Source organism: Paraconexibacter sp., from assembly GCF_059438195.1.
The window spans coordinates 1-20,027 of the sequence record NZ_JBLKKY010000016.1; the positions used below are offsets into that span (position 1 = coordinate 1).

Consider the following 20,027-nt stretch of genomic DNA (forward strand, 5'->3'; position numbering starts at 1 on the left):
ACCACCGCGGCAAGGTGTCCACGCAGCAGGAGTTCGGACGGTTCTTCGTCGACCTCGCCCATGGCGCCCCGCGGGTCGCCGACCACGTGGTCACGGTGAGTCCTGACGTCGCTTCGTCGACGAACCTCGGCGGCTGGATCAACCGGGTGGGCATCTGGCACATCGGGGAGCGCATCGACTGGTTCGCCGACGACAGCGACCGCCTCGTGGGTTGGCGCGAGAGCGAACACGGGCAGCACATCGAGTTGGGGATCGCCGAGGGCAACCTCGTCGGGCTGCTCGGCGAGCTGGGAGCGACGTGGTCACGTGACGGCCGACCGCTTATCCCGATCGGGACGATCTACGACCCGTTCGTCAACCGTGCGCTCGAGCCGTGGTCGTTCGGCATGTATGCGGGGGGCCAGTCGATTCTCGTCGGCACGCCGTCCGGCGTGACGCTCGCACCGGAGGGGGGCGCGCACCACTCCGTGACCACTCCTTCCGTCGGGCTCGAGCAGCCGCGCTGCATCGCATGGGAGCCGGCCTTCGGACAGGACCTCGAGTGGACGCTGCTCCACGCGATGAGCCGCGTCGGGCGCCCCGACGGCGTCTCCGCGTACTTCCGCTTGAGCACCCTCCCCGTCGACCAGGCGCTCGCCGCCCTTCCCGAGGACGCCGATGCACTCGCCGAGCGGCGACGACAGGTGCTCGCCGGCGGCTACCGGCTGCGGATCGCCGACGGCCCTCCCAGGATCACGATCGTCGCCATGGGAGCGGTGGTGACCGAGGCGCTGGCCGCCGCCGACGAGCTCGAGTCCGGCGGAGTCCGCACCGACGTCGTCTGCCTGACCTCCGCGGATCTCGTCTTTCGGGCAGCCCGCGCCCGGCAGGCCGTGGGTGACGGCGACGCGAAGTTCCTCGACGACCTTTTCCCGGTCGACCGCGCGGCGCCGATGGTCACCGTGCTCGACGGTCACGCACACACGCTCGCCTTCCTCGGAGGCGTGCGACGCGTCCCCATCACGTCGTTGGGCGTCGACGACTTCGGGCAGTCCGGCGACGTCCCCGACCTGTACCGCCACTTCGGGATCGACGCCGACACGGTCGTCGGCGCGGCCCTCGACCTCATCGACTGAGGGAGTCCGCATGACCGAGATCACGATGCCCAAGCTCTCTGACTCGATGGAGGAGGGGACGATCCTCACGTGGCTCAGGGCGGACGGCGACGACGTGGCCGCCGGCGACGAGCTCGTCGAGATCGAGACCGACAAGGCGACGGCGACGCACGAGGCCGACGTCGCCGGATCGCTGACGATCGTCGCTCCGGAGGGAGACACCGTCCCCGTGGGTGCCGTCATCGCTCGCATCGGCGAAGCCGAGCGCGCCGGGGCCGCTGGTTCCGAGGACGCCGCCGACACCGAAGCGGCGGTCCCCTCTCCGGTAAGCCGGCCTGCGGCGGCCTTGGCGACCGCGCCGCCCCCAGCGCTCGGCAACGGCCCCGCGGAGCCCGCGACGTCCCCGCTCGCACGCCGGATCGCGGCCGAGCACGGAATCGCTCTCTCCGCGGTCACGGGAACCGGCCCGCGGGGACGCGTGACCCGTCGCGACGTGGAAGCGCACATCGGGGTCGAGAGGGCCGCGGACGAGCCGGTCGCGCCGGCGACGCCCCCGGCTCCGGGTTCTCTCGAGACGGGAGGGTCGGCGTCACCCGCGACCCACGACGTCCGTCAGCCTCTCACGCGCGTGCAGAAGACGATCGCCGGGCGGATGGTGGAGACGCAGACCACCGTGCCCGACTTCCAGGTCGCGACGGAGGTGCGTATGGACGCCGCGGTCGCGCTTCGTGCGGAGCTCAAGGCGCTCGCGGCGGACGGCGACGTGGTGCCCTCGATCAACGACATCATCGTCCGCGCGGTCGCGGTCGCCTTGCGCGACCACCCCCGGGCGAATGCGCGCTTCGACGGTGACGCGTTCCTCCTCCACGAGCACGTCAACCTCGGCGTCGCTGTTGCGACCGAGGACGCGCTCGTGGTCCCGACGGTCTTCGACGTCGACCGCAAGTCGCTCGGGCAGATCGCTCGCGAGACGCGACGGCTCGCCGCCGCGGTGAGGGACGGCAGCATCGCCCCCGCGGATCTCACCGGCGGGACGTTCACCGTGTCGAACCTCGGGATGTTCGGGATGACGTCGATCTCTCCGGTCATCAACGGCGGCCAGGCGGCGATCCTGGGCGTGGGGGCGACGCGCGAGGTCCTCGCCCGACGCGATGGCGAGATCGTCGACGAGCTCCTCATGACGCTCACTCTGAACTGCGACCATCGCATCCTGTACGGGGCCGACGGCTCGCGACTTCTCGCGCGGGTCCGCGACCTGCTCGAGGCGCCTCTCCGCCTCGCGCTCTGACGGGTCGACGAGGTGCAGTCGCGGATACGGTGTGCCACCTAGACGAGGCTCCGTCCGTGGAGATTCTTCAAGAGGTTCATGTTGACGCGCCAGCGCGTGATATGGAGCGCTCTGAGGAGCTTCTGTACGCGGTCGCACGCGCCCACCGCTCGCCGCTGGCGCGCGTGTACCGGCCGGGAGCCACCGTTGCGTTCGGCCGGCTGGACATGCATCACGAGGGGTTCGAGGCGGCGGCGGCCGCGGCCCGCGCGCTGAAGTTCACGCCGGTCGTTCGGCTCGGCGGTGGCCGGGCGGCGGCGTACCATCGCGGTTGCGTCATCGTCGAGATGATCGTCCCGACGAGGTCGATCGCTGAGGGTGTTGACCGGCGGTTCGCCGCGTTTGCCGAACTCGTATCCAACGTGTTCGACGCGTGCGGCCTCGTCGTGAGTCGGGGCGAGCTCGCCGGCGAGTACTGCCCGGGCTGTTGGAGTCTGCATGCTGGCGGGTTCAAGCTGGCCGGGGTCGCGCAGCGCGCTGTGCGCGGCGCGGCTCTCGTGAGCGCACACGTGGTCGTCGAGGGGAGCGCGCCGCTGCGCCGTGTGCTGACAGACGTCAATGGGCAGCTCGGGCTGACATGGAATCCGTCGACGGCGGGGGCCGCCGAGGATGTCGTCTCGGGGCTGCAAGTCGAGACCGTCCAGGCCGCGCTCGTCGCTGAGATCCAACAACGTGGGGCGTCGTGGCTCGATGACCCGCGATAGGTGTGATCCGACGATGACCTGCCGACTCCGGCAGCGCGCTGAGGGGTGGCTGGGCTCGCCTCATTGGCGTGGATGACCTCGCGCCGGCCCGAATGCAGCAGTGAGGAGGAAGCCTGGGTGAGCCGGTCGTTGAGGGCGCTCGTAGGGCCCACGCCGCACACCGGATAGCTTCGATGGTCCGGAAGTGGTGGACGGCTGTCACGGCGCGACCTTCACGCGCACCGCGCGACTCGCGCGGGTAAGGAACGGTGCCCCGGTGTCCATGCGGGTGATGGCGCGGATGCGGTAGCGGGTGGTGCGGGTCGTGTCGCGGAATCGGTAGCGGGCGGTGAACCGGCCGCGCCGGTCGGTGCGCGGGGTGGCGAAGACGACCCATCCGCGTCCGTGGACGTAGGCCTGCACGCTGACGACGACCCCGGCGGTGGGGAGCGGCCGGTTGTGGACGCGGCCGGTGAGCGTGAGGGTGTCGCCGTTGTGCAGCGTCCGGCGCTTAGCGCGGAGGGTGACCTTGCTGCGGACCGAGAGCCGCAGCCGGGCGATGCCTTGGACGGTGGCGTTGGCGGGGTTGGCCTTGTAGGTGTAGATGATCTCTCGGCTCGGCCCGCTCCCCGCGGTCCAGCGGAACCGGCCGTCCTGGTCGGTGCGCACCGACCCGACGGTGCGCAGGACGGAGTTGGGGGCGTAGCCGGAGCGACGGGGGATGATCGCGCGCTGCTGGATCGTGATGAGCGCTCCGGTGATCGGCTGGCCGTGCGCATTGAGGAGCCGTCCGGTGGTGCGGGTGCGGCGTCCCCAGTTCACGTGCCGCGAGCGTGCCCCGGCGAGGGTCATGGCGGTCCTGTTCGTCGCGGCGGTGCCGTTGGTCGGCGGGCCGTGGATGCCGTCGCGGTTGGAGTGGACGGGCATGCCGGCGGGGCTGCTGGCGACGAGAACGGTCTGCGTGGTGGTGTGGTGCGTCGCCGCCGGGGCCGGCGCGCTCGCCGCCGGCCCCGGCGCGGCCGAGGAGGGAGGCGCGGGCTGGGTCTGCGGGGCGGCCGGTGTGCTGGCCGGCGTGTCGTCGTGCAGGGGGCGCGGGTCGCGGTCGTCGGGAATCCCGTCGCCGTCGTCGTCGGGATCGGCGTGGTTGGGGACCGCGTCGCGGTCGTAGTCGCCGCACGGATCGGTCGGGGCGGTGGGCTGGCCGGCGCAGTGGGTCTTCACGGTCTGCCCGTCGGCGAACGGCCCGCTGGTGAGCGAGCTCGACCGCGTCACGGTGCCGCCGCCGTCGGTGGCGGTGACGCGGCACAGCAGCTTGCGGCCCGCGTCCGCGTCGGTCGGCGTGTACTTCGCGCTCGTTGCGTCGGTGATCGGCGTCTCCGCGGACCCGTCCGGGTTCGCGCGCACCCACTGGTAACCGAGCCTCGGGTTCTGACCGGCGGCAGCGGCGGTGCAGGTGAGCGGCGTCCCGACCCGCGCCTCGCTCCCCGTGACGACCGGGGCGTCGAGGGTGGGGGGCTGGTTGTCGACGGTGATCGTCCAGGTCGGGGTGGTGGCGTGGTTGTCGTCGGTGATGTCCGAGACGCGCAGCGCGACCGTGTGCTCCCCGTCGGGGATCGTCGCGGTGTCGAGGGTGAAGGTGTCGGCGACGGCGAGCCGGCACGGCACCCGCGTCGTCGCGGGCTGCGTGCACGCCCCGCCGTTGGCGTCGATCACGCTCGGCGCGGTCGCAGCGCCGTCGACGATGAGCCGACGGCGGTAGATGCCGCCGCCGCGGTCGGTGGCGTTGTAGGACAGCGACCGATACCGGCTCGTCGCCGAGCTGCTGGCGAGCGGCCCGCCGACCTGCGAGAGGACGGGGGCGTGGGGGTCGCGGATGGTGAGGGTGATGTGGCTGAGGCGGTTGTACACCTCGCCGGGTGGGCAGCCGCTGCCGGTGCACTGCACCGCGATCCCGACGGTGCGGGCGTCGGCGAGATCCCAGCTGCCGGTGCCGTTGACGCCGTAGCAGCCGTAGAACACGGTGCACCCGTCGACGCGCCCCTTGTCGCTGAACAGCACGGCGTGGGAGTCGCCGTGGAACTGGTAGGAGTCGGCCCTCCACTCCCGGTAGGCGCTGATCGCGGCGAGCGTGGTGTCCTGCGGCGCGTCGATCGACCACTGGCTCGACGTGCCCGGGTCGTGCGGCTGGGCGGGGTCGAACCAGGCCTGGAGGCTGCCGCCGGTGGCGCAGCTCTCCCCGTAGTAGGTCCACGCGCTCCCCGACCACGTCGGCGTCCACCCCGCGGCGCTCGGGTTGACGGGGTCGCAGTAGCGGACGCTGTAGGTGCCCGCGTGCGCGGGCGAAGCTGACGCGAAGGCGAGAAGGCCGCAGACCAGGAGAGCGGCGATGGTGGGGCGGCGGGTGATCGTGGTCATGGTTCGAGATCCGTGCGTGGTCGTGGTCGTAAGAGCAGAGGGTCGGGTCATCAGCCGCCGCCGATGACGAACTCGCCACCCGCGGCGGGAGCGGGCGGCGGCGCGGAACGCGGGGCGGCAGCGGCGGTCGGTGTCGCTGCGGCTCGCGCCGGTGCAGCGCTTGAGGGAACGGCCGCCGCGTTGAGCGCGGTGACCGACGGCTGCGGGGCCGGCGACGCCTTCGGCGCGCTGGCGGGGCGGGTGCTGCGCTTCTTCGCCGGCGGCTTGGCGCGAGGGGCAGTCCGCTTCTCCGCGCGCTCCTTGCGGGCGGCCTCCGCTGCCTCTTGCGCCGCGGTGCGGGCGGGCGCGCCGATGCGCTGGGCGAGCGCGTCGGGCGTGTCGGCGAGCGGGGCGAGCGCCCCGGCGCTCATGGGCCCGGGCGCCGGGGGCTGCTGGCGGTCCTGAGCGAGCTTGTAGACCCCGGCGACGCTGCCGGCAACCGCGAGGCCGGCGAGCGCGACCCCGACCTTCGCGGTGATCCCGGCGAGCACGGAGCCCGACCACGCCGACGTGGTCGTCGTGCCGAGCGTGGTGCCGCCGACCTCCGCGCCGACCTGACCGGCGAGCGTGCCGTCGGCCGGCGCGCCGGGCTCGGCGCCGCCGTCGCTCGGTCCGCTCAAGCGGTCGGCCGCGAGCTGGTGCCCGGTGAGCAGGAGGGCGGGGATGGGGAGGATGACGAGCGCGCCGTTGGTGCCGATGCTCTCGTCGAGGCCGAGGAGGCGTTGGCAGGCGGTGCAGTGCTCGATGTGCCGCTTGAGCTCGCGTGCGCGCTTGCCGGAGAGCTGTCCGTCGCGGTACTGCCACAGCAGCTTCGCCTCGGTCTCGGCGACCTTCTGGCCGTCGGCGTGCTCGATGAGCATCCGGCACAGCCGCCGGGCCCGCATGAGCGCCTCGCGCGCCTGCTGATGGGTGACACCGAGATCGGCGGCGATCTCTTTGCAGTCGTCGCCCTGGGCGGTCATGAACAGGACGCGCTGCTCGAGATCGGTGAGCGTCGCGATCGCGGCGACGAGGGAGGCCTTCTCGAGGTACCCGAGCTGGTCCTTCACGAGGGACTGCTCGGCGATCGCACGCCCGAGGTCGCGGGCGAGCCGCTCGGCCGCCGGGCCGCTCGTGGGGGCGGGCCCGTCGAGATCGGCGAAGTCGACCACCGTTTCCCCGGCGCGCGGGGAGTTGTCGCGGCCGGTGCGCTTGCGGATCGCCTCGAGCGCCGCGATCCGCAGCGACTCGCGCGCGAACCGGATCCGCTCCCCGTCGTCGGTGGGCCAGCGGTCCCACTTGTTCCAGATCTTGATGAGCCCGTCCTGGAGCGCGTCCTCCGCCGCGCCGGCGTGCGGGCCGTTGAGGCGGCGTTGGACGTAGTCGGTGAAGAGGTGGCGGTTGGCGTCGACGAACTGCTGGAACGCGACGTGGTTGCCCGGCCGGATCCCGACGACCGACCCGTGGTCGAGCGGGGCGTGCCGCGCCCGGACGGAGGGTTCGCGCAGGCGGGGCGGCGGTGTGATCGTCGTGGGCGATGCGATCGGCATGCCCCGTTCTTGGAGCGACGTGCGCGCGGTGTTGCCGCGCCCGTCGCGAAATGTCGTGCTCGGCATTCCTGCCGTTCCCCTGTGGTGCTGCTCGCCGCGATCCCCTGGACCATCCGGGCCCCTGTTCCCCTCGCGGCGGTGCGTTGCCAGCACGCATGGTTATGGAGCCTCGGCGGCTTGTCACGCCCCTCGACACCGCGACGCGCGGCGCCCGTCGCGTCCAGGGCGCTGCGTCCAGCCAAGCGCGGGTGACGCCGTCCGGCCCGTCGCCACGGGCGTGCGGCGACTACTCGATCTGGGCGATCGGTGTGTCGAAGCGATCCCGCTCGTAGCGGGAAACCCGGCGGGATCTGGACGAATGTTCGAGAGGACGTGGGACGCCCACGCCGACGCCTGATGGACCTTTGCGCGCTGAGCGGGCCGGACGGCCCGGACTACGCGACGCGCGGGAGACCCTCGAGGATCTCGGCGAGCGGCGCGTCGGGGTCGGGGTCGGGTCGCAGCGCGTCGCGCAGGAGGCGGCCGTCTTGGATCTGGGGGAAGGTGAGGACTTGGACGCGGTCCATGATGCGGTCGCCGTGGGCGTCTCTGAGGGTGCGGGCGATCCAGGCGGCGCGCTGGTCGGTGGGGCAGGCGAAGAGGACGCCGGTGGTGTCGGGGTCGGCGAGGAACGTGGTGAGCTTGCCGAGGATCCGCTGGCGGGTGTAATGGCCGAGGTCGACCTCGAGCATCACCGTGCGCCGGCCGGTGCTGTCGGGGCGGGCGCGATAGGTGGCGTCGGGGCGGTGGCGGCGGTCGCCGGTGAGGTCGCTGAGGTGCTCGGGGCGCAGGACGGTGCCCAGGAGCTCGCCGACGCGGTTGACGGCGAGCTGGTGGGGGATCGCGGCGTCGTCGATGTCGCCCTTGATGCTGCGTCCCTGCAGCACGCTGCCGGCGAGCGAGCGGCGGCGCAGAGCGGCGACGCCGCGGGGGGTGAGGGTGTAGGCGTGCACCCATCCCTTCGCGTCGTCAGTCGGGTGCACGAGCGCGGCCGGCGGCTTCTCCATGTAGACGCGCTCGAGGAACCCGTCGGCGACGAGGATCCCGAGCCGCCGCCGTGCGGTCTCCAGGGCGCCGCTCGGCCAGTGGCGGGCGTGGATGCTGCCGAGGCTGTCGGTGCGCCGCTGCAGGAGGTCCTCGAAGATCCGGGTGTCACGGGTCGTCAGCCGCACCCCGCGATCACGGCGCTGCCTACCCACGACGCCGCTCCACGTTCACGACGGTGGCGGGATAGGCGACCCGGCCGCACACCTGGCGGATGAGCGCTTCCCCGGAGCCCAGCTCGGTGACGCGGGTGGGGGTGTAGCGGGCTTCGTCGCGTTGCTCGGTTCGCACGGTGGCGGGCGGGGCGGGGTCGAGAATCGACCGGGGTGGCCGGGTGGTGGTGCGCTGCTCGACCTCGTGCTCGCCGAACGCGCGGGACCAGTGCTCGGCGTCGAAGGGCAGCGAGCCGGGCGTGATGATCTGTGTGGACGCGTTGGCCAGCAGCTGGTCGCGGTAGTCGATGTCGAAGTCGGCGATCGTCTGCGTGCTCATCACCGCCGCCCCTCCCTTGGAGCGGGCTTGGGAGAGGAACTTCGTGAACGCCGGCGAGACGAAGTTGTGGAACTCGTCGAGGACCGCCACCTTCCCCACCCCCGCACTGGAGGCCAGGACGGCCTGCTGGAACTGCGCGAGCGCCACGCGCCCCAAGGGCTCGGCGATGCCGGGGAAGCTGCCGACCGGCAGCAGCATCGCCACCGACCGGCCGGCGCAGACGTCGGCGAGCGTGAAGTCCGACCGTGCGCAGAGCCGGTCGAACGGCGGGGTGAGGAACACGGCGATGCGGTTCTCGAGGTTCGAGAGCACCGCCGCGCGCTCCTTGGCGGGGAGGGCGGCGAGGGTGCGGATCTGGGCGGCGAGATTCGCGAACCGCTCCCGCGCGAGATCGGTCGCCTTGTCGTCCAGCTTGCCGTCGAGCTCCTGGGCGAGCTGCTCGAGCTGCCCGTCGGTGAACAGCACGTCGTGCAATGCGGCGATCGTCGGCGTCCCAGCGCGCGGCAGGAGCAGCGTCTCGTCGATCGCGGGGGAGGGCCGGTTGTTGTGGGTGATGAAGTCCAGCAGCGCCTCTGGGCCCTGCCGCGGCCGCGTCGGATACCAGCGCAGCTGCTCCTCGCAGCGCCCGATGCCGTAGGTGAGGGCGTAGGACGCGTCGCTGTCGGACAGGCCGACCTCGAGCAGGGCTGCGCGGATCTCGTCTTCGGTGGCGGTCGGGGGCTTCTCGATCCCGAAGCCCGTGTAGGCGATCGCCGGCGCCACCGCCCGGATCGCGAACGCGCCGCGCACCTCGTAGTACACGGCGCCGGGGAGCCCGGCGGTGGGGAAGATCGCGTCGGCGAAGCTGCGCGCCGCCGCAAACGGATCACGGCCAGCGAGCGGATTCCACCGTGCTGAGCGCCCGGGCTCCTCGGGGCAGAACACGTGGTCGAACCGCACCCCGCCGGGCCCCTCATGGATTGGGTCGCCTTTGCCGTCCATGTAGAGCACCCCGGTCGCGGGTCGGTGGATGTGGGCGCGCAGGATCGGGGCGATGAACCCGTAGCTCTTCCCCCGCCCCGTCGGACCGGTGATGAGCATGTGCTGCGGAAAGCTCTCCCACCCCAGCACATACGGACGACGTCGCGCGAGGCGCCAGTCGCCGCGCACGGTGCCGATGACGATCCCCGCGCGCGGCGGATCCTGTCGTGCGGCGAGCGCATCCCGGATCCGCGCATGGACGACCAGCGCGCCCACCGTGATCCCCGCGAGCAGAGCCATCACGGCGATCGCCACGAGGGGGTGCCGGGTGATCTGGCGGGCGACGACCAGCAGCACGACCGACATAAGCGCGGTGGCGACGAGCAGCGCGTCGCGACGGGTCTGCTCGGGGGAGCCGGAGGCCGTGCGGGGCGGCGTCATGCTCGTCCTCCGCGACCCGTCTCGTGACGGGTGGGGCTGGTGGCCGGCCGGCCTTGGAGGCGCCCGTCCGGGCGCCGGGGCGGCATCGCCGCCGGGGCTGCCCCGGCAGCCGGGGACGGCGCGCAGCGACGTCCGGGAGGCCGTCCGGCCCTCTCGCCACGGAGACGGGCGAGCGCAGCGAGAGGGCCGACGAAGGAGGCCCGGACCGGCTCGCGTGAGCGAGACCGAGCGCCCAGCGCGAGGTGTCCGACCAGGACACCTCGCACAAATACCACGATTTGCAGGTCTTTCGCGAGCGGGACGCCTGTTCGGGCCGGGGGGACTTCCGTAGGACTTCCGTAGGGGTTCCGAGCAACTTCCGTAACCCGCATCCCGCTACCTCTCCTCGGCCTGGAACGGCCCCGGGGTGAGGTGCTCCCACAGCAGGTCGAGCGCGCGCTCCGTCGACGCGCTCAGCGGGTCGCCATCACCGTCGCCGGCCGCCTCGAGGTCATCGAGCTCGAGCTCGTCACGCCACGCCCGCCACCGCGCGTAGCGCAGGTCGTGGGTGAGGCAGTAGCCGTGCGGGTCGACCGCGGGCTCACCGCAGCCGGGCCGCCGACATGCGGGGACGGGTTCGCGAGATGGGGTCACGCATGGCTTCTCGGAGCGAGCGCACTGATGTGTTGCCCGGCGGATAAGAGAGGCGCGCCCGCGGCCCCCCCGCCGTGTAGCAGCGGATGGCGGCGCGCGAATGCCCGCGGGCGTCCGTGCGCTGATCATCGCGTGCTCTGCCGCAGCCGTTGGATCGGCTGACCAGCGGCGGATATTGACCGCACCGCTGGGAGGGCCGTGTGTCTGGCCGGGCGTGAGCGCGGCTGGCGCGAGCGCCTGCGTGGCGAGGAGGCGGTCCTCCTAGCTCAGCGCCGCGATCGCTTCGTCGATCTGCTTGATCGTCTGCTCCACGAGCTTGACCGCCTTCTCGCGGTCACGGATCTCCTCGCGGATCTGGTCGCGCTGCGCCACGAGATCGCTGCGACTCGCGCGCATCGAGGCCACCGCGCCGGACGCCCGACCATTGCTCGACACCTCGGGGGATCTCGACGCGGTCCGGCGCCCGCCCGCCGACTTGCGCGCCCCGCGCGACCCTGTCGCCCGAGACGCCTTCCGCGACGACGACTTCGGGGTGCCGTCTGCCGCGGGCGTCGCCTGTGCGGCCGAGGCCGCTGCCTTCTTGCGGCCGCCCTTGCGCGGGCTGGCGGGCAGGACGCCGCGCTTGCGCAGCCGCGAGATCTGGGTGTTGATCGACCCGGTCGTGGCGCCCACCGCCTCGGCGATCTCCGCGCTGCTCTTGCCCTGCTTGTACAGCTCGACGATCTGCTGCTGACGCTCGTTGAGCGACGTCGCCGCGGTTGCCATCAGCCGGCCCCCTTCAAGGGTCGTGGAATGCGAGAAAGCGCGCTCGACGGACACGATCCCTCGTGCGCAGCCATGAGAACCGTACCCAGAGCGCAATGCTCAATCAGCATCCCGCGACCTCGCCTGCAGCTCACCACCGCGTGCCGGCGGATTCGCCGCGTGCGCGCAGCCGGGGCTGACCTTGTCGCAGCCGCGCCACGGGTTCCACGTCGCCGTGGTCCACTCGATACGCGTCCGCTCGCTCATGCGGCGGCCCGTCCGGGGTCGCGGCCGTGGTCGACGGCGCGGAGCGCGCGGAGGCGCGTGTCGACGACGCGGCAATCCCGGTCGGTGAGCGGGATGAGCTCGAGCTCGACAGCGGCGCGTTCGGCGACCGCCGCCTCGTACGTCTCGTGGTTGCGGGCGAGCTCGATGCCGCGCTGCGCGGCGGCGAGCGCCCACAGCCGGCGTGTGCGCGGTTCGCCGGCGACCGGCGGTTGGTTCGGCTTGCTCATCGGCGCCGCCTCCTCTTCCGTGTTCGGTGTTCGCGCCTCAGCCGGTCGCGGCGCGCGCGGTTCCCCGCGGTCGGCGCGTCCTCGCCGAAGTGGTGGGGGCCGGCGTGACGGCACTGCGCGCAGACGTCGTGCTCGCCGCGAACCCACGACGAGCAGACGACGCACCACCAGCGCGGGCCCGTGCCGGTTCGCGCCAGGCGTGCCGCGCGACGGTCGGCCGCCCGCTCGTGCTCCTCGTCGAGCAGAGCGAGCGCATCGTCGACGCCGGAAAGCACGGGCGGGCGGCGGATGACCGTGTGGAGGCCGGGAAGGTCGCAGGGAGTGACGGCGGTGAGGTCAGGCAGCATCGGGCCATACCTCCGTGGCGGCGGCGGGTGTCGCGGCCGGTTCGCCGAGGTGGAGTCGCGCGATCATCAGCGATGCTTCGGCGCGCGTCGTCGGCAGTTCCTCGCCCATGAGCGCGAGCGAGAGCGCGGCGATCTGCCGCCACTGCCCGCGCGTGACCGGCAGCTCGTCCGACCAGTAGTCGTGCGGGCCGCTCACGAGCTTGCGGACGGGGTCATCGCCGGCGCTCATGCCGCCTGGGCCTCCTCCTCGTCGGCTCGTGTCGCGGAGGTCGTGTCGAGGACGTGCGCGAGCTCGGCGCGGTGCCCGCGCGGGCAGGTCTCGCCGATCGGACCGTGAAGGTGCGCGCCGCAGACTCGGCCGGGCCCGGTCGGGTGCCAGCACTGCCACTCGCGGTACCAGCCGTGCGCGTCGGGACGTCGGTGCTCGTCGGGGACGCTGACGAGGACGTACCGGGCGAACCGGCCGGGCTCATCGTCGACCTTCGCGATGCGGTAGCCGAGGTCGCGGAGGTCCTTCACGCGCGCGGCGAGCCGGGTGAACCGGCTGCCGCCGTCGGCGACGTGCCCGTCGGGCCCCGGGTCGAAGTCGCGCATCGTGACCCCACGGGTGCCGCGGGCGCGGAGGAGCGCGAGGACCCTGCCGTTCTGGGAGCCCGGCTTCATGCGGGCGGCTCCATTGCTTCGAGGCGGGCGAGCTCGCGGCGAGCGTCGTCGAGCTTGCGTCGGCGGCGGGCGATGTACCTGCCGTCGCCGGTGGCGTAGGCGCGCGCGAGCTGCAGGTCGCGGTGCGCGACGAGGCGCTCCGCGCGGAGGAGGTCGTGGACGTGCTTGACCGTCCATGCCGCCTCGGCCCGGCGGTGCTCAAGCCATGCGTCGCGGGCGCGCGCGAGCCGCGGCGCGATGTCGTGGAGCGAGACGGCAGCGGTGCTCATGCTGCGAGCTCCTCGGGCTCGACGTCCTGCCAGGTGAGGGTGATGTCGCAGCGGGCGGGCCGGCCCGGCTCGACGCGGAAGGTGAGCTCGCCGAACGTGAAGTGCTCGGGGGTGTCGTCGCTGATCCATCGGTGCTGGTGGTCGCCGAGCGGCGGGCAGAGCGCGTCGCCGAGGAACTTCTCGAGCGGCGCCCGGTAGTTGCCCTCGTCCCGCCGCCGGCGGGTGGGCGTGACGATCACCGCGGTCGCGTGGACGCGGTCGCCGGGGATCGGGCGCGGGACCCTCGCGGCGAGGAGGAGCATCGCGAGGTCGCCGACGAACGCGCGCTTGCGCTTCGAGGTCTGCGCCCAGTGCTCGCCTCGGGTGCGGTTCACCGACGGCGGGACCTGGCAGGTGATCGTCGCGGACGGCATCACGCGTCGAACGTGGTCTGGTCGGGATGGACGTCCTGGGCGGCCGCGTCGACGAGGTCGATGCCGCGCCGATCGAGCTCCTCGAGTGCCGCGGCGGCGGTCGGGTGCGCGCGGTGCCGCGTGTTCGCCTCAAAGAGGAGCTCGTCGTCCTCGGCGTTGCGCGCCCACCGCTCGAGGTACTCGGGGTCGTGTTCCGGCGGCGGCCGCTCGTCGAGGGTGGACGGGCCCGCCCCGGTGGGAGGAGAGTCGGGGGCGGGCCCGTCCGGTGTGCCCGCCTCGGTGGCGGGGGCGGCGGGCACGGTCTTGGCGACGGCGCGCATGAACACGACGAGCGCGTCGGGGACGCACCCGAGGTGCCCGGCGGTCGCGTCGACGAGGCGACTCGCGGCGTCGGGGTCGGTGAGACCGCCGACGATGTCGACGAGCTCGCGACGGCGGTCGTCGGTCGTGTCCTGCGCCCACGCCGGCATCTCCGCGGCCGCGGCGACGCGAACGGGGGTGGGGGCGTTCGGGTTGTCGGTCTCGGTGGGGAGGAGCCACTGCGACCGGATGAACGTCTTGACGGCGTTCGTGTACGCCTTCTGCGTGGCCTTGTCGCCGTAGTCGACGGCCTCGCCGCGCCACCCGGGGATCGTGAGCTCGTCGCCGGTCGGGCCGTGCCGGAACGTGAAGTCCATGACGACGACCGCGCGGACACCGATCGCGCCTTTCGCGCTCTTGACCTCCTGGTAGTCCCAGGCGGCCGGGTGCTGGGTGAGTACGAGGCCGCGCGCGAGGAGCGGGCCGCGGACGGCGGCGAGGATCTGCTCGGCGCTCGCGTAGTCGTAGTTCTGGTCGTTGTTCCGCTGGCTCTTCGTGACCTCGGCCGCGTCGTTCCTGGCGGCGGCGAGGTCCTCGACGAGCGAGCGGGAGGCGGCGGCGTTCGTCTTCTCGGTCATCGCGTGCTCGTGTGGCGGGGCTGGACGTGGACGCCCGACGGGGCGGGGCGGAGCGCGGCGGTGATCTGCGCCGGCGTGAGGGGCTGAGGCTGGCGGCGTGTCATCGCGCGCCCCGGTCTCGTTCGGTGGGGAGCCGGCCGTGGTCGTCGAGGCCGGCGTGCTCGAGCTGCCGGTCGCGAGCGTCGAGGCGCGCGTCGAGCTCGTCGCGCTCGTCCTCGCGTTCCTCGCGGCGCTCCCACGGCTCGCGGCTGTCGACGAGCGGGTCCATTCAGAGGGCCGGCTCGTGGTCGTCGCGGACGATGAACTCTTCCGCCTGGGCGCGCGCGCCTCCGTAGCCATCCCAGTACGCGCGGTGCAGCGCCTCGTCGAGGTCGCGGACCCCGCGGAGCATCCAGCCGCCGAGGAACACGGCGACGAGCGCGCATGTGAGGCCGGCGGCGAAGATCACGTCCGGGCTCATTGGGACGGCTCCGTCAGGTCACTGCGTCGCTCGGTTAGCGTCTCCTCATGGGAGATACGGAAGACGTTGTGTCGCGCCTCGAGCAGATCGAGGTGCGCCTCCGCCGCCTCGAGGCGCAGCAGCAGGCGATGAACCAGGCTGCCGAGCGGGCACGCGCAGCCCCTGTCGCGATCTTCCCGCCGCTCGACGGGGCGAAGTTGATCGAGCGGCTCGACCTGATCGTGGGCGCCCTGAACTCCATCGAGCGAAACCAGCGGCGCTGACCCGGTGAGGCGGGTGGCGTGCTCCCGCGCTCGGGCGGCGCGCTGCGCAAGACTGGCGAGGTCGGGGCTCATGCGGCCACCCGGACCGTGCCGCGCTCCCACAGGCTCACGAACTCGCCGTAGCCCTCGACGTGCGCGATCCCGAACGCTCCGAGGTCGCGCATGCACTGCTCCCCGTCGTACGGGGTGATCTCGGTGACGCGGAACCCGCGGTCGCGGAGGACGAGCGTGTCGCCGGCCTTGAGGTCGACCGCTGCGATCTCCCGAGAGCGCATCACGCCGCCTCGCGATCGAGCGGCATGAGGTCCACGACTCGCACGCCCATGTCGTCCGCGACGAGCTTCGCGTTCGCCGGGTGCACCCCGAGTCCGGCCTCGAGGCGACGCAGCGACTGCTCGGGGACGCCGAGCTTGTCGGCGTAGGCGCGCCGGCTGAGCCCGGCGTTGAGGTAATGCGCGCGGATCTCGGCGCCGGGGATCATGCGGCCTCTCGCTGACGCTCGAAGGGGAAGAGGACGACCCGCGGCACGTCCAGCGCGCGGGCGATCGAGTACTGGCTGCGCGGGTCGACGTAGTCGCCGCGCTCAGCGGCCCGGACCGTGTTCCCGCTGATGCCCGCCCGACGAGCGAGGTCGTTGCACGTGAGCCCTGCGTCGAGACGATGTTCGATCAGGACTCGGTTCCTCGAGGCCGCGGAACGACGCGATTTCGTGAACGTGCGTGTCATTTCGCGCATCGTAACACAGATTTGTGCTCCTGCGCGATCTTGTCTTCCCGCTGCGCGTAACGGCGCAACAATGCGCGGCGTGAAGGTTCCCGACGGACCCGAGAGGCTCCGAATCGCGAAGGCGATGATCGCCTACACCCGGGCGACGCAGCCGGTCATTGCGGCTCGCGTTGGCCTCACGTACAACCAACTGCGCAACGTCATCAACGGTCGGGGCGGCTACCCGTCGACCGACTTCCTACGTGACCTCGCGGAGGCAACGGGATGCCCGGACGCGTTCGCGGTCTACGGCTGGCGCATAGTCGACGACTGGGACCCTGAGGCCGCGGACGAGGCTATGGCCGCGCTGACAGCCGCGGCTGAGCAGGACGCCGAGACGCCCGATGACACTTCCGCCAGAGTGCCGCGAACGCGCCGCGCCGCGGATGATCAGCGTCCAGGGTCATGAGGGCTTCGGCGACGGCGTCCGCGACGATCGCCCACGCGCACGCGGTCTGCTCGTCGTGGCTCTTCCCTTCGCCATCGACGACGCGCATGAGGGGGTGCTGCAACTTCGGTCCTTCCTCGCGGTCCGCCTTCACCCGCCATCCTGCGCTGGGAGATGACCCCTCCGCCGGGCGCGCCGCGCTGCGTGAGCGAAGGGATGAGGAACCTACGATGCGGGTCGGACGGCGCACGTCACTACGCGAACACACCGGAGGGCGCAGATGACGCGCAACAGGACAATCGGTGCAACAGGGCTGCTAGCGCTCGCGCTGGCGCCGGCCGCTCAGGCCGCGGACCGACCGGCGACGCTCAAGGTGCGCGACGCGAAGATCCGCACGCGAGACGTGGTCGAACCCCGCGCAGGCGTCCGGCCGAAGAACGTCACCTGCCAGCGCCGCAGCCGACTTCGCGTCGCCTGCGAGGTGGACAAGATCACCGACGGTCGTCTCGATCTCTACAACGTCACGATCACCCGGTCGGGAACGCGCCGCTCACCGATCGATCGCTGGCGACTGCGGAACGACTACCTCACGGAGTTCGACGAGGGCGTGCATCGCGCAGAGGGGCGATTCGCAGAAGACCGCCGCGCCCCGGCCGGCAAGACGCTGCGTCTCTGGGTCGAGGACGACGTAGACCTCGAGATCACGATGGGGGAACCGGTCGACCCACTGTTCATCGCGAACCCCGTCGAGACACCCGGCTTCGGGCGGCGCTTCGTCGGTGTCGCCGTGTCGATGAGGAACGTCTCCGACGAGCGGATCGAGTCGTTCTCGTGGGACTTCGACGGTGTCCTCAGCGATCGCACGACTGCGCGCCGGACGTTCATCCACGGGTGCGAGCCACCTGGCGACATCGGCGCGGGCGAGATCCGGCGTGGCTGCGTCGCCTTCAATGTGGCGTACGGGGAGGGGCTCGCTCAGGTCGAGTTCGACGCTGGCCGCGAGACTGGGTCCTGGGAGATCTCGCCCTGAGCCAGGGAACTGTGTTCGTAGCGCGAATCTTCGCTGCACGATGCTCCTGAGTCCGTCGCGAGCACGAAGTCTCCCGCGCACTTGAGGAACGCGCCGAGACTTGAGTGCGCATAGGTGGCTATGCACGCGGGCTGGTCTGCATAGGGCTATAGGCAGCCCTGCGCGTCACGTGCACGGGTGCCTATCCCCCTAGGCAGACGAAGACACCACCGGGGTACAGGTTCTACAGGTGGGGGCCCCGGGGTAGGACCAGTCGATGGCGTCACGAACGCGGCGCGAGCTGATCACGGAGCTACGAAGCGTGACGTCCGCCGCGCTCGAGCTCACCGAGCTGCTCGACGTCGAGCAGTCGGCCACGGTCGCCCCGGTCGAAGCGCAGGATCTCGAGGACATCACCGTCCTGTTGCGTCGCGCCGGGGAGCTTGCCGCCGCGATGACCGATAACACGCCGGCGCCTCATCATGCGGAGCATCTCCGCCGGATCGTGCGTCGCCACATCGACTCTGCGCACGTCGCGGCTAACTGGCTCGGCTACAGCGAGCGGCATCACTGGGCGAACGAGGTCGCCCGACGCCTCGACGAGGTTCGCGTGCGGATCGAGGCCGCGGAGAACGACGGATGATCGTCCAGACCTCGGGTTTGGTTGGCGCGGGGCGGGTAGCGATATGTGCAACAGCGGTGGTATCTCGCCGGTCGAGGAGGATTCCGTGGGAAGCAACACCCGATATCCCGTGTACAAGTCCGCAGAGCTCACGCAGGCGCAACTCGAGGTGATCTCCGACCTCATCGACACTGCCGGCGACGTGCGGTCGATCTGGGTCGTGGAGTCGGACCTCCAGGGGACAGACATCTACGACGCCGTCACAGTCAGCGTCCTCTCCGGCGGCGCCGTGGACCCGGCGCGCCGCTGGGAGACCGTCGCCGTCGTCGCCGCCGATGGGGATCTCCTCGCCAGGACGACACGCGCCGCCTGACGGCTCGAACGGCACGCGGCGCGCATACCCCCCTAGGCAGACGAAGACACCACCGAAGGGCAAGTTGTTCAGACGGTGAGACGGGTACGCCTTCATCGGAGCCGGCTCGTCCCCTGCCCCGGCCGGCTCTGAGCCGAACGAGACTCCCCTGACGCTCGTTCGCAAGCGGCGATGCCCCCGGGGCTCGGGCCCCGGGGGCATCCACCGGTTGCGCGCGACTCCCTGTCGCGAGTAGCTTCACGCGATGAGGTCCAGAATCTTCGCTGTCGCGGTGGCGATGTTCGCGTTCGCCGCCCTCCCGAGCTCAGCGTCCGCCGCCACGTGCTCCGACTACGACAACCAGGCGGAGGCCCAGCGCGCCGCCGACACCCGCGACGCCGACGGGGACGGCATCTACTGCGAGTCGCTCCCCTGCCCGTGCTTGAAGCCCGGGTCGGGTGGCGGCGGCAGCGGGTCGGGTGGCTCATCCGGTGGTTCCACGAAGCCCAAGACGACGCCGAGGAAGAAGGCGCAGAAGATCAGCGCCAGGATCACGAGCGTCGTAGACGGCGACACGATCAAGGTGCGGGCGTTCGGCGCGAAGCGCGACTTCTACACGGTCCGCCTCATCGGGATCGACACGCCGGAGACGAAGCGGCCTGGTGTCGGGGTGGAGTGCGGCGGGAAGCGCGCGACGGCGCGCATGCTCAGCCTCGCGTTCACGAAGCCGCGCGACACCGACGACGACGGGCTGGCCGATGAGGAGGGCGGCGATGGCCGGCGCGTGACTCTTCGCACCGACCCGACGCAGGACACGTTCGATCGGTACGGCCGGCTCCTCGCGTACGTCACGACGCGCGGCGGGACCTACCTGCAGTCCCGGATGCTCGCAGACGGGTGGGCGAAGAACTACGTCTACCGCGGTAAGCGGTTCCAGAGGTACGACCGGCACCGCACCGCGGAGCGCCGCGCGAAGAAGCGCAAGCGCGGCGTCTGGCGGATCTGCGGCGGCAACTTCCACAAGGACGGCTGAACACCGGTCGTGCCGGCGTCGAACGCGACACGCGGAGGAAAGTCGCGCGGGCGGATGATCGTTCTGGCGGTTGCCGCAGCCGCGGTTCTCGCGGGGTGCTCGGATGACGATCCCGAGACGTCGGCCGTTGGCCTGCAGCTGCTCCCAGCGGTGCCGACGGTGACGACCGCTGCCGAACCCCCGCGTATCGATCGGGGGGCCGAGGTCGACACGGAGGACGCGGCGTCCGACGCCGGGGCGTCCCCGGTCGCGGACTTCCGCATCGCGATCGACGACCTCGCGATTCGCCTCGACGAGGCGATCGAAGCGGCGCTCGACAGCGGGGGCGCCGGCGCAGGCGAGATCGACCAGGTCCGTAGCGAGATCCTGTCCACGATCAGCGATCGGTTGCTCGCGGGCGAGGAAGTGCACAAGGGCGCCAACCTCCTGCTGTCGGCGGCCACGGACGCGCGCACGGCCGCTCGCGATAGCGACCTCCCGCGGCTGGCGGCCGCCCGTCGTGATGTCGCCGAGGCTCGGGCGACGCCGTGACCGTGGCAGCGGTCTCGCC

28 protein-coding genes and 1 pseudogene are annotated in these 20,027 nt (G+C 72.0%); 10 read left to right on the top strand and 19 right to left on the bottom strand.

All coding sequences use genetic code 11. From position 1 onward, the window contains the following. The 3 genes from ACME2J_RS07650 to ACME2J_RS07660 all read left to right on the top strand — a co-directional run. A partial coding sequence (locus tag ACME2J_RS07650; protein ID WP_495544297.1) for a transketolase-like TK C-terminal-containing protein occupies nt 1-1,115 on the top strand: 1,115 nt, incomplete at its 5' end. 10 nt (nt 1,116-1,125) lie between these two features. Next, nucleotides 1,126-2,382, top strand: a complete 1,257-nt coding sequence (locus ACME2J_RS07655) for a dihydrolipoamide acetyltransferase family protein (RefSeq protein ID WP_495544298.1) — start codon at nt 1,126-1,128, stop codon at nt 2,380-2,382. 56 nt (nt 2,383-2,438) lie between these two features. After that, complete coding sequence (locus ACME2J_RS07660; RefSeq protein WP_495544299.1) at nt 2,439-3,125, top strand: lipoyl protein ligase domain-containing protein; 687 nt, start codon at nt 2,439-2,441, stop codon at nt 3,123-3,125. A gap of 198 nt (nt 3,126-3,323) precedes the next feature. On the opposite strand, the gene ACME2J_RS07665 is transcribed toward ACME2J_RS07660, so the two are convergent. The 16 genes and pseudogenes from ACME2J_RS07665 to ACME2J_RS07740 all read right to left on the bottom strand — a co-directional run bounded on the left by ACME2J_RS07665 (nt 3,324) and on the right by ACME2J_RS07740 (nt 15,045). Continuing rightward, nucleotides 3,324-5,519, bottom strand: coding sequence for a hypothetical protein (locus ACME2J_RS07665; protein ID WP_495544300.1), 2,196 nt, complete (start codon nt 5,517-5,519; stop codon nt 3,324-3,326). A gap of 50 nt (nt 5,520-5,569) precedes the next feature. Then, nucleotides 5,570-7,087, bottom strand: a complete 1,518-nt coding sequence (locus ACME2J_RS07670; RefSeq protein WP_495544301.1) for a zf-HC2 domain-containing protein — start codon at nt 7,085-7,087, stop codon at nt 5,570-5,572. Nucleotides 7,088-7,521: 434 nt separating this feature from the next. Beyond that, nucleotides 7,522-8,298, bottom strand: coding sequence for a replication-relaxation family protein (locus tag ACME2J_RS07675; RefSeq protein ID WP_495544302.1), 777 nt, complete (start codon nt 8,296-8,298; stop codon nt 7,522-7,524). Between the two features lie 19 nt (nt 8,299-8,317). Next, a complete protein-coding gene (locus tag ACME2J_RS07680) occupies nt 8,318-10,063 on the bottom strand; it encodes a type IV secretory system conjugative DNA transfer family protein (RefSeq protein WP_495544303.1) in 1,746 nt (581 codons plus the stop codon). Between the two features lie 375 nt (nt 10,064-10,438). Then, entirely contained in the window at nt 10,439-10,696 is a 258-nt protein-coding gene (locus tag ACME2J_RS07685) for a hypothetical protein (protein ID WP_495544304.1), read from the bottom strand. 261 nt (nt 10,697-10,957) lie between these two features. After that, nucleotides 10,958-11,515, bottom strand: coding sequence for a sigma factor-like helix-turn-helix DNA-binding protein (locus tag ACME2J_RS07690; protein ID WP_495544305.1), 558 nt, complete (start codon nt 11,513-11,515; stop codon nt 10,958-10,960). A 105-nt stretch (nt 11,516-11,620) separates the two neighbouring features. Beyond that, nucleotides 11,621-11,707 (bottom strand): annotated as a pseudogene (locus ACME2J_RS07695) (DUF5131 family protein); the annotation flags it as partial. Beyond that, nucleotides 11,704-11,955 (bottom strand): hypothetical protein, encoded by a 252-nt coding sequence (locus ACME2J_RS07700; RefSeq protein WP_495544306.1) that lies wholly within the window; start codon nt 11,953-11,955, stop codon nt 11,704-11,706. The pseudogene ACME2J_RS07695 and the gene ACME2J_RS07700, both read right to left, overlap by 4 nt. After that, nucleotides 11,952-12,302 carry a hypothetical protein gene (locus ACME2J_RS07705; RefSeq protein WP_495544307.1) on the bottom strand — a complete coding sequence of 117 codons (351 nt, stop codon included), beginning with the start codon at nt 12,300-12,302 and terminating at the stop codon, nt 11,952-11,954. The genes ACME2J_RS07700 and ACME2J_RS07705 overlap by 4 nt, the downstream gene beginning before the upstream one ends. Further along, nucleotides 12,292-12,531, bottom strand: coding sequence for a hypothetical protein (locus tag ACME2J_RS07710; RefSeq protein WP_495544308.1), 240 nt, complete (start codon nt 12,529-12,531; stop codon nt 12,292-12,294). Before ACME2J_RS07710 ends, ACME2J_RS07705 begins: the two co-directional genes overlap by 11 nt. Beyond that, entirely contained in the window at nt 12,528-12,965 is a 438-nt protein-coding gene (locus ACME2J_RS07715; RefSeq protein WP_495544309.1) for a helix-turn-helix domain-containing protein, read from the bottom strand. Before ACME2J_RS07715 ends, ACME2J_RS07710 begins: the two co-directional genes overlap by 4 nt. Further along, nucleotides 12,962-13,234, bottom strand: a complete 273-nt coding sequence (locus tag ACME2J_RS07720) for a hypothetical protein (protein ID WP_495544310.1) — start codon at nt 13,232-13,234, stop codon at nt 12,962-12,964. The genes ACME2J_RS07715 and ACME2J_RS07720 overlap by 4 nt, the downstream gene beginning before the upstream one ends. Then, complete coding sequence (locus ACME2J_RS07725; protein WP_495544311.1) at nt 13,231-13,647, bottom strand: hypothetical protein; 417 nt, start codon at nt 13,645-13,647, stop codon at nt 13,231-13,233. Before ACME2J_RS07725 ends, ACME2J_RS07720 begins: the two co-directional genes overlap by 4 nt. After that, the gene (locus ACME2J_RS07730) at nt 13,647-14,585 is read right to left on the bottom strand and encodes an ERF family protein (protein WP_495544312.1); all 939 of its coding nucleotides are present in this window, start codon (nt 14,583-14,585) and stop codon (nt 13,647-13,649) included. The genes ACME2J_RS07725 and ACME2J_RS07730 overlap by 1 nt, the downstream gene beginning before the upstream one ends. Nucleotides 14,586-14,685: 100 nt before the next feature. Then, nucleotides 14,686-14,853, bottom strand: a complete 168-nt coding sequence (locus tag ACME2J_RS07735; protein ID WP_495544313.1) for a hypothetical protein — start codon at nt 14,851-14,853, stop codon at nt 14,686-14,688. Then, nucleotides 14,854-15,045 carry a hypothetical protein gene (locus tag ACME2J_RS07740; protein WP_495544314.1) on the bottom strand — a complete coding sequence of 64 codons (192 nt, stop codon included), beginning with the start codon at nt 15,043-15,045 and terminating at the stop codon, nt 14,854-14,856. It abuts the gene before it with no gap. A gap of 47 nt (nt 15,046-15,092) precedes the next feature. Between ACME2J_RS07740 and ACME2J_RS07745 the strand changes: the two genes are divergently transcribed. Continuing rightward, on the top strand, nt 15,093-15,308 hold the full coding sequence (locus ACME2J_RS07745) for a hypothetical protein (protein WP_495544315.1): 216 nt from the start codon (nt 15,093-15,095) through the stop codon (nt 15,306-15,308). A gap of 68 nt (nt 15,309-15,376) precedes the next feature. Here the strand turns inward: ACME2J_RS07745 and ACME2J_RS07750 are convergent, their stop codons facing one another. The 3 genes from ACME2J_RS07750 to ACME2J_RS07760 are packed head-to-tail and all read right to left on the bottom strand — an operon-like array spanning nt 15,377 to nt 16,043. Beyond that, nucleotides 15,377-15,583 (bottom strand): hypothetical protein, encoded by a 207-nt coding sequence (locus ACME2J_RS07750; protein ID WP_495544316.1) that lies wholly within the window; start codon nt 15,581-15,583, stop codon nt 15,377-15,379. Next, nucleotides 15,583-15,789 (bottom strand): helix-turn-helix domain-containing protein, encoded by a 207-nt coding sequence (locus ACME2J_RS07755; protein WP_495544317.1) that lies wholly within the window; start codon nt 15,787-15,789, stop codon nt 15,583-15,585. The genes ACME2J_RS07750 and ACME2J_RS07755 overlap by 1 nt, the downstream gene beginning before the upstream one ends. Further along, the gene (locus ACME2J_RS07760) at nt 15,786-16,043 is read right to left on the bottom strand and encodes a helix-turn-helix transcriptional regulator (RefSeq protein ID WP_495544318.1); all 258 of its coding nucleotides are present in this window, start codon (nt 16,041-16,043) and stop codon (nt 15,786-15,788) included. The genes ACME2J_RS07755 and ACME2J_RS07760 overlap by 4 nt, the downstream gene beginning before the upstream one ends. Before the next feature lie 70 nt (nt 16,044-16,113). Between ACME2J_RS07760 and ACME2J_RS07765 the strand changes: the two genes are divergently transcribed. The 6 genes from ACME2J_RS07765 (at nt 16,114) to ACME2J_RS07790 (ending at nt 20,008) form a co-directional block, all read left to right on the top strand. Beyond that, on the top strand, nt 16,114-16,482 hold the full coding sequence (locus tag ACME2J_RS07765) for a helix-turn-helix domain-containing protein (RefSeq protein WP_495544319.1): 369 nt from the start codon (nt 16,114-16,116) through the stop codon (nt 16,480-16,482). A 259-nt stretch (nt 16,483-16,741) separates the two neighbouring features. Continuing rightward, on the top strand, nt 16,742-17,491 hold the full coding sequence (locus ACME2J_RS07770) for a hypothetical protein (RefSeq protein ID WP_495544320.1): 750 nt from the start codon (nt 16,742-16,744) through the stop codon (nt 17,489-17,491). Between the two features lie 256 nt (nt 17,492-17,747). After that, nucleotides 17,748-18,113 (top strand): hypothetical protein, encoded by a 366-nt coding sequence (locus ACME2J_RS07775; protein WP_495544321.1) that lies wholly within the window; start codon nt 17,748-17,750, stop codon nt 18,111-18,113. Nucleotides 18,114-18,198: 85 nt separating this feature from the next. Then, the gene (locus ACME2J_RS07780) at nt 18,199-18,465 is read left to right on the top strand and encodes a hypothetical protein (protein WP_495544322.1); all 267 of its coding nucleotides are present in this window, start codon (nt 18,199-18,201) and stop codon (nt 18,463-18,465) included. A 244-nt stretch (nt 18,466-18,709) separates the two neighbouring features. Next, nucleotides 18,710-19,477, top strand: a complete 768-nt coding sequence (locus ACME2J_RS07785; RefSeq protein ID WP_495544323.1) for a thermonuclease family protein — start codon at nt 18,710-18,712, stop codon at nt 19,475-19,477. Nucleotides 19,478-19,531: 54 nt separating this feature from the next. Continuing rightward, entirely contained in the window at nt 19,532-20,008 is a 477-nt protein-coding gene (locus tag ACME2J_RS07790) for a hypothetical protein (protein ID WP_495544324.1), read from the top strand. The last annotated feature ends 19 nt before the right edge of the window (nt 20,009-20,027 follow it).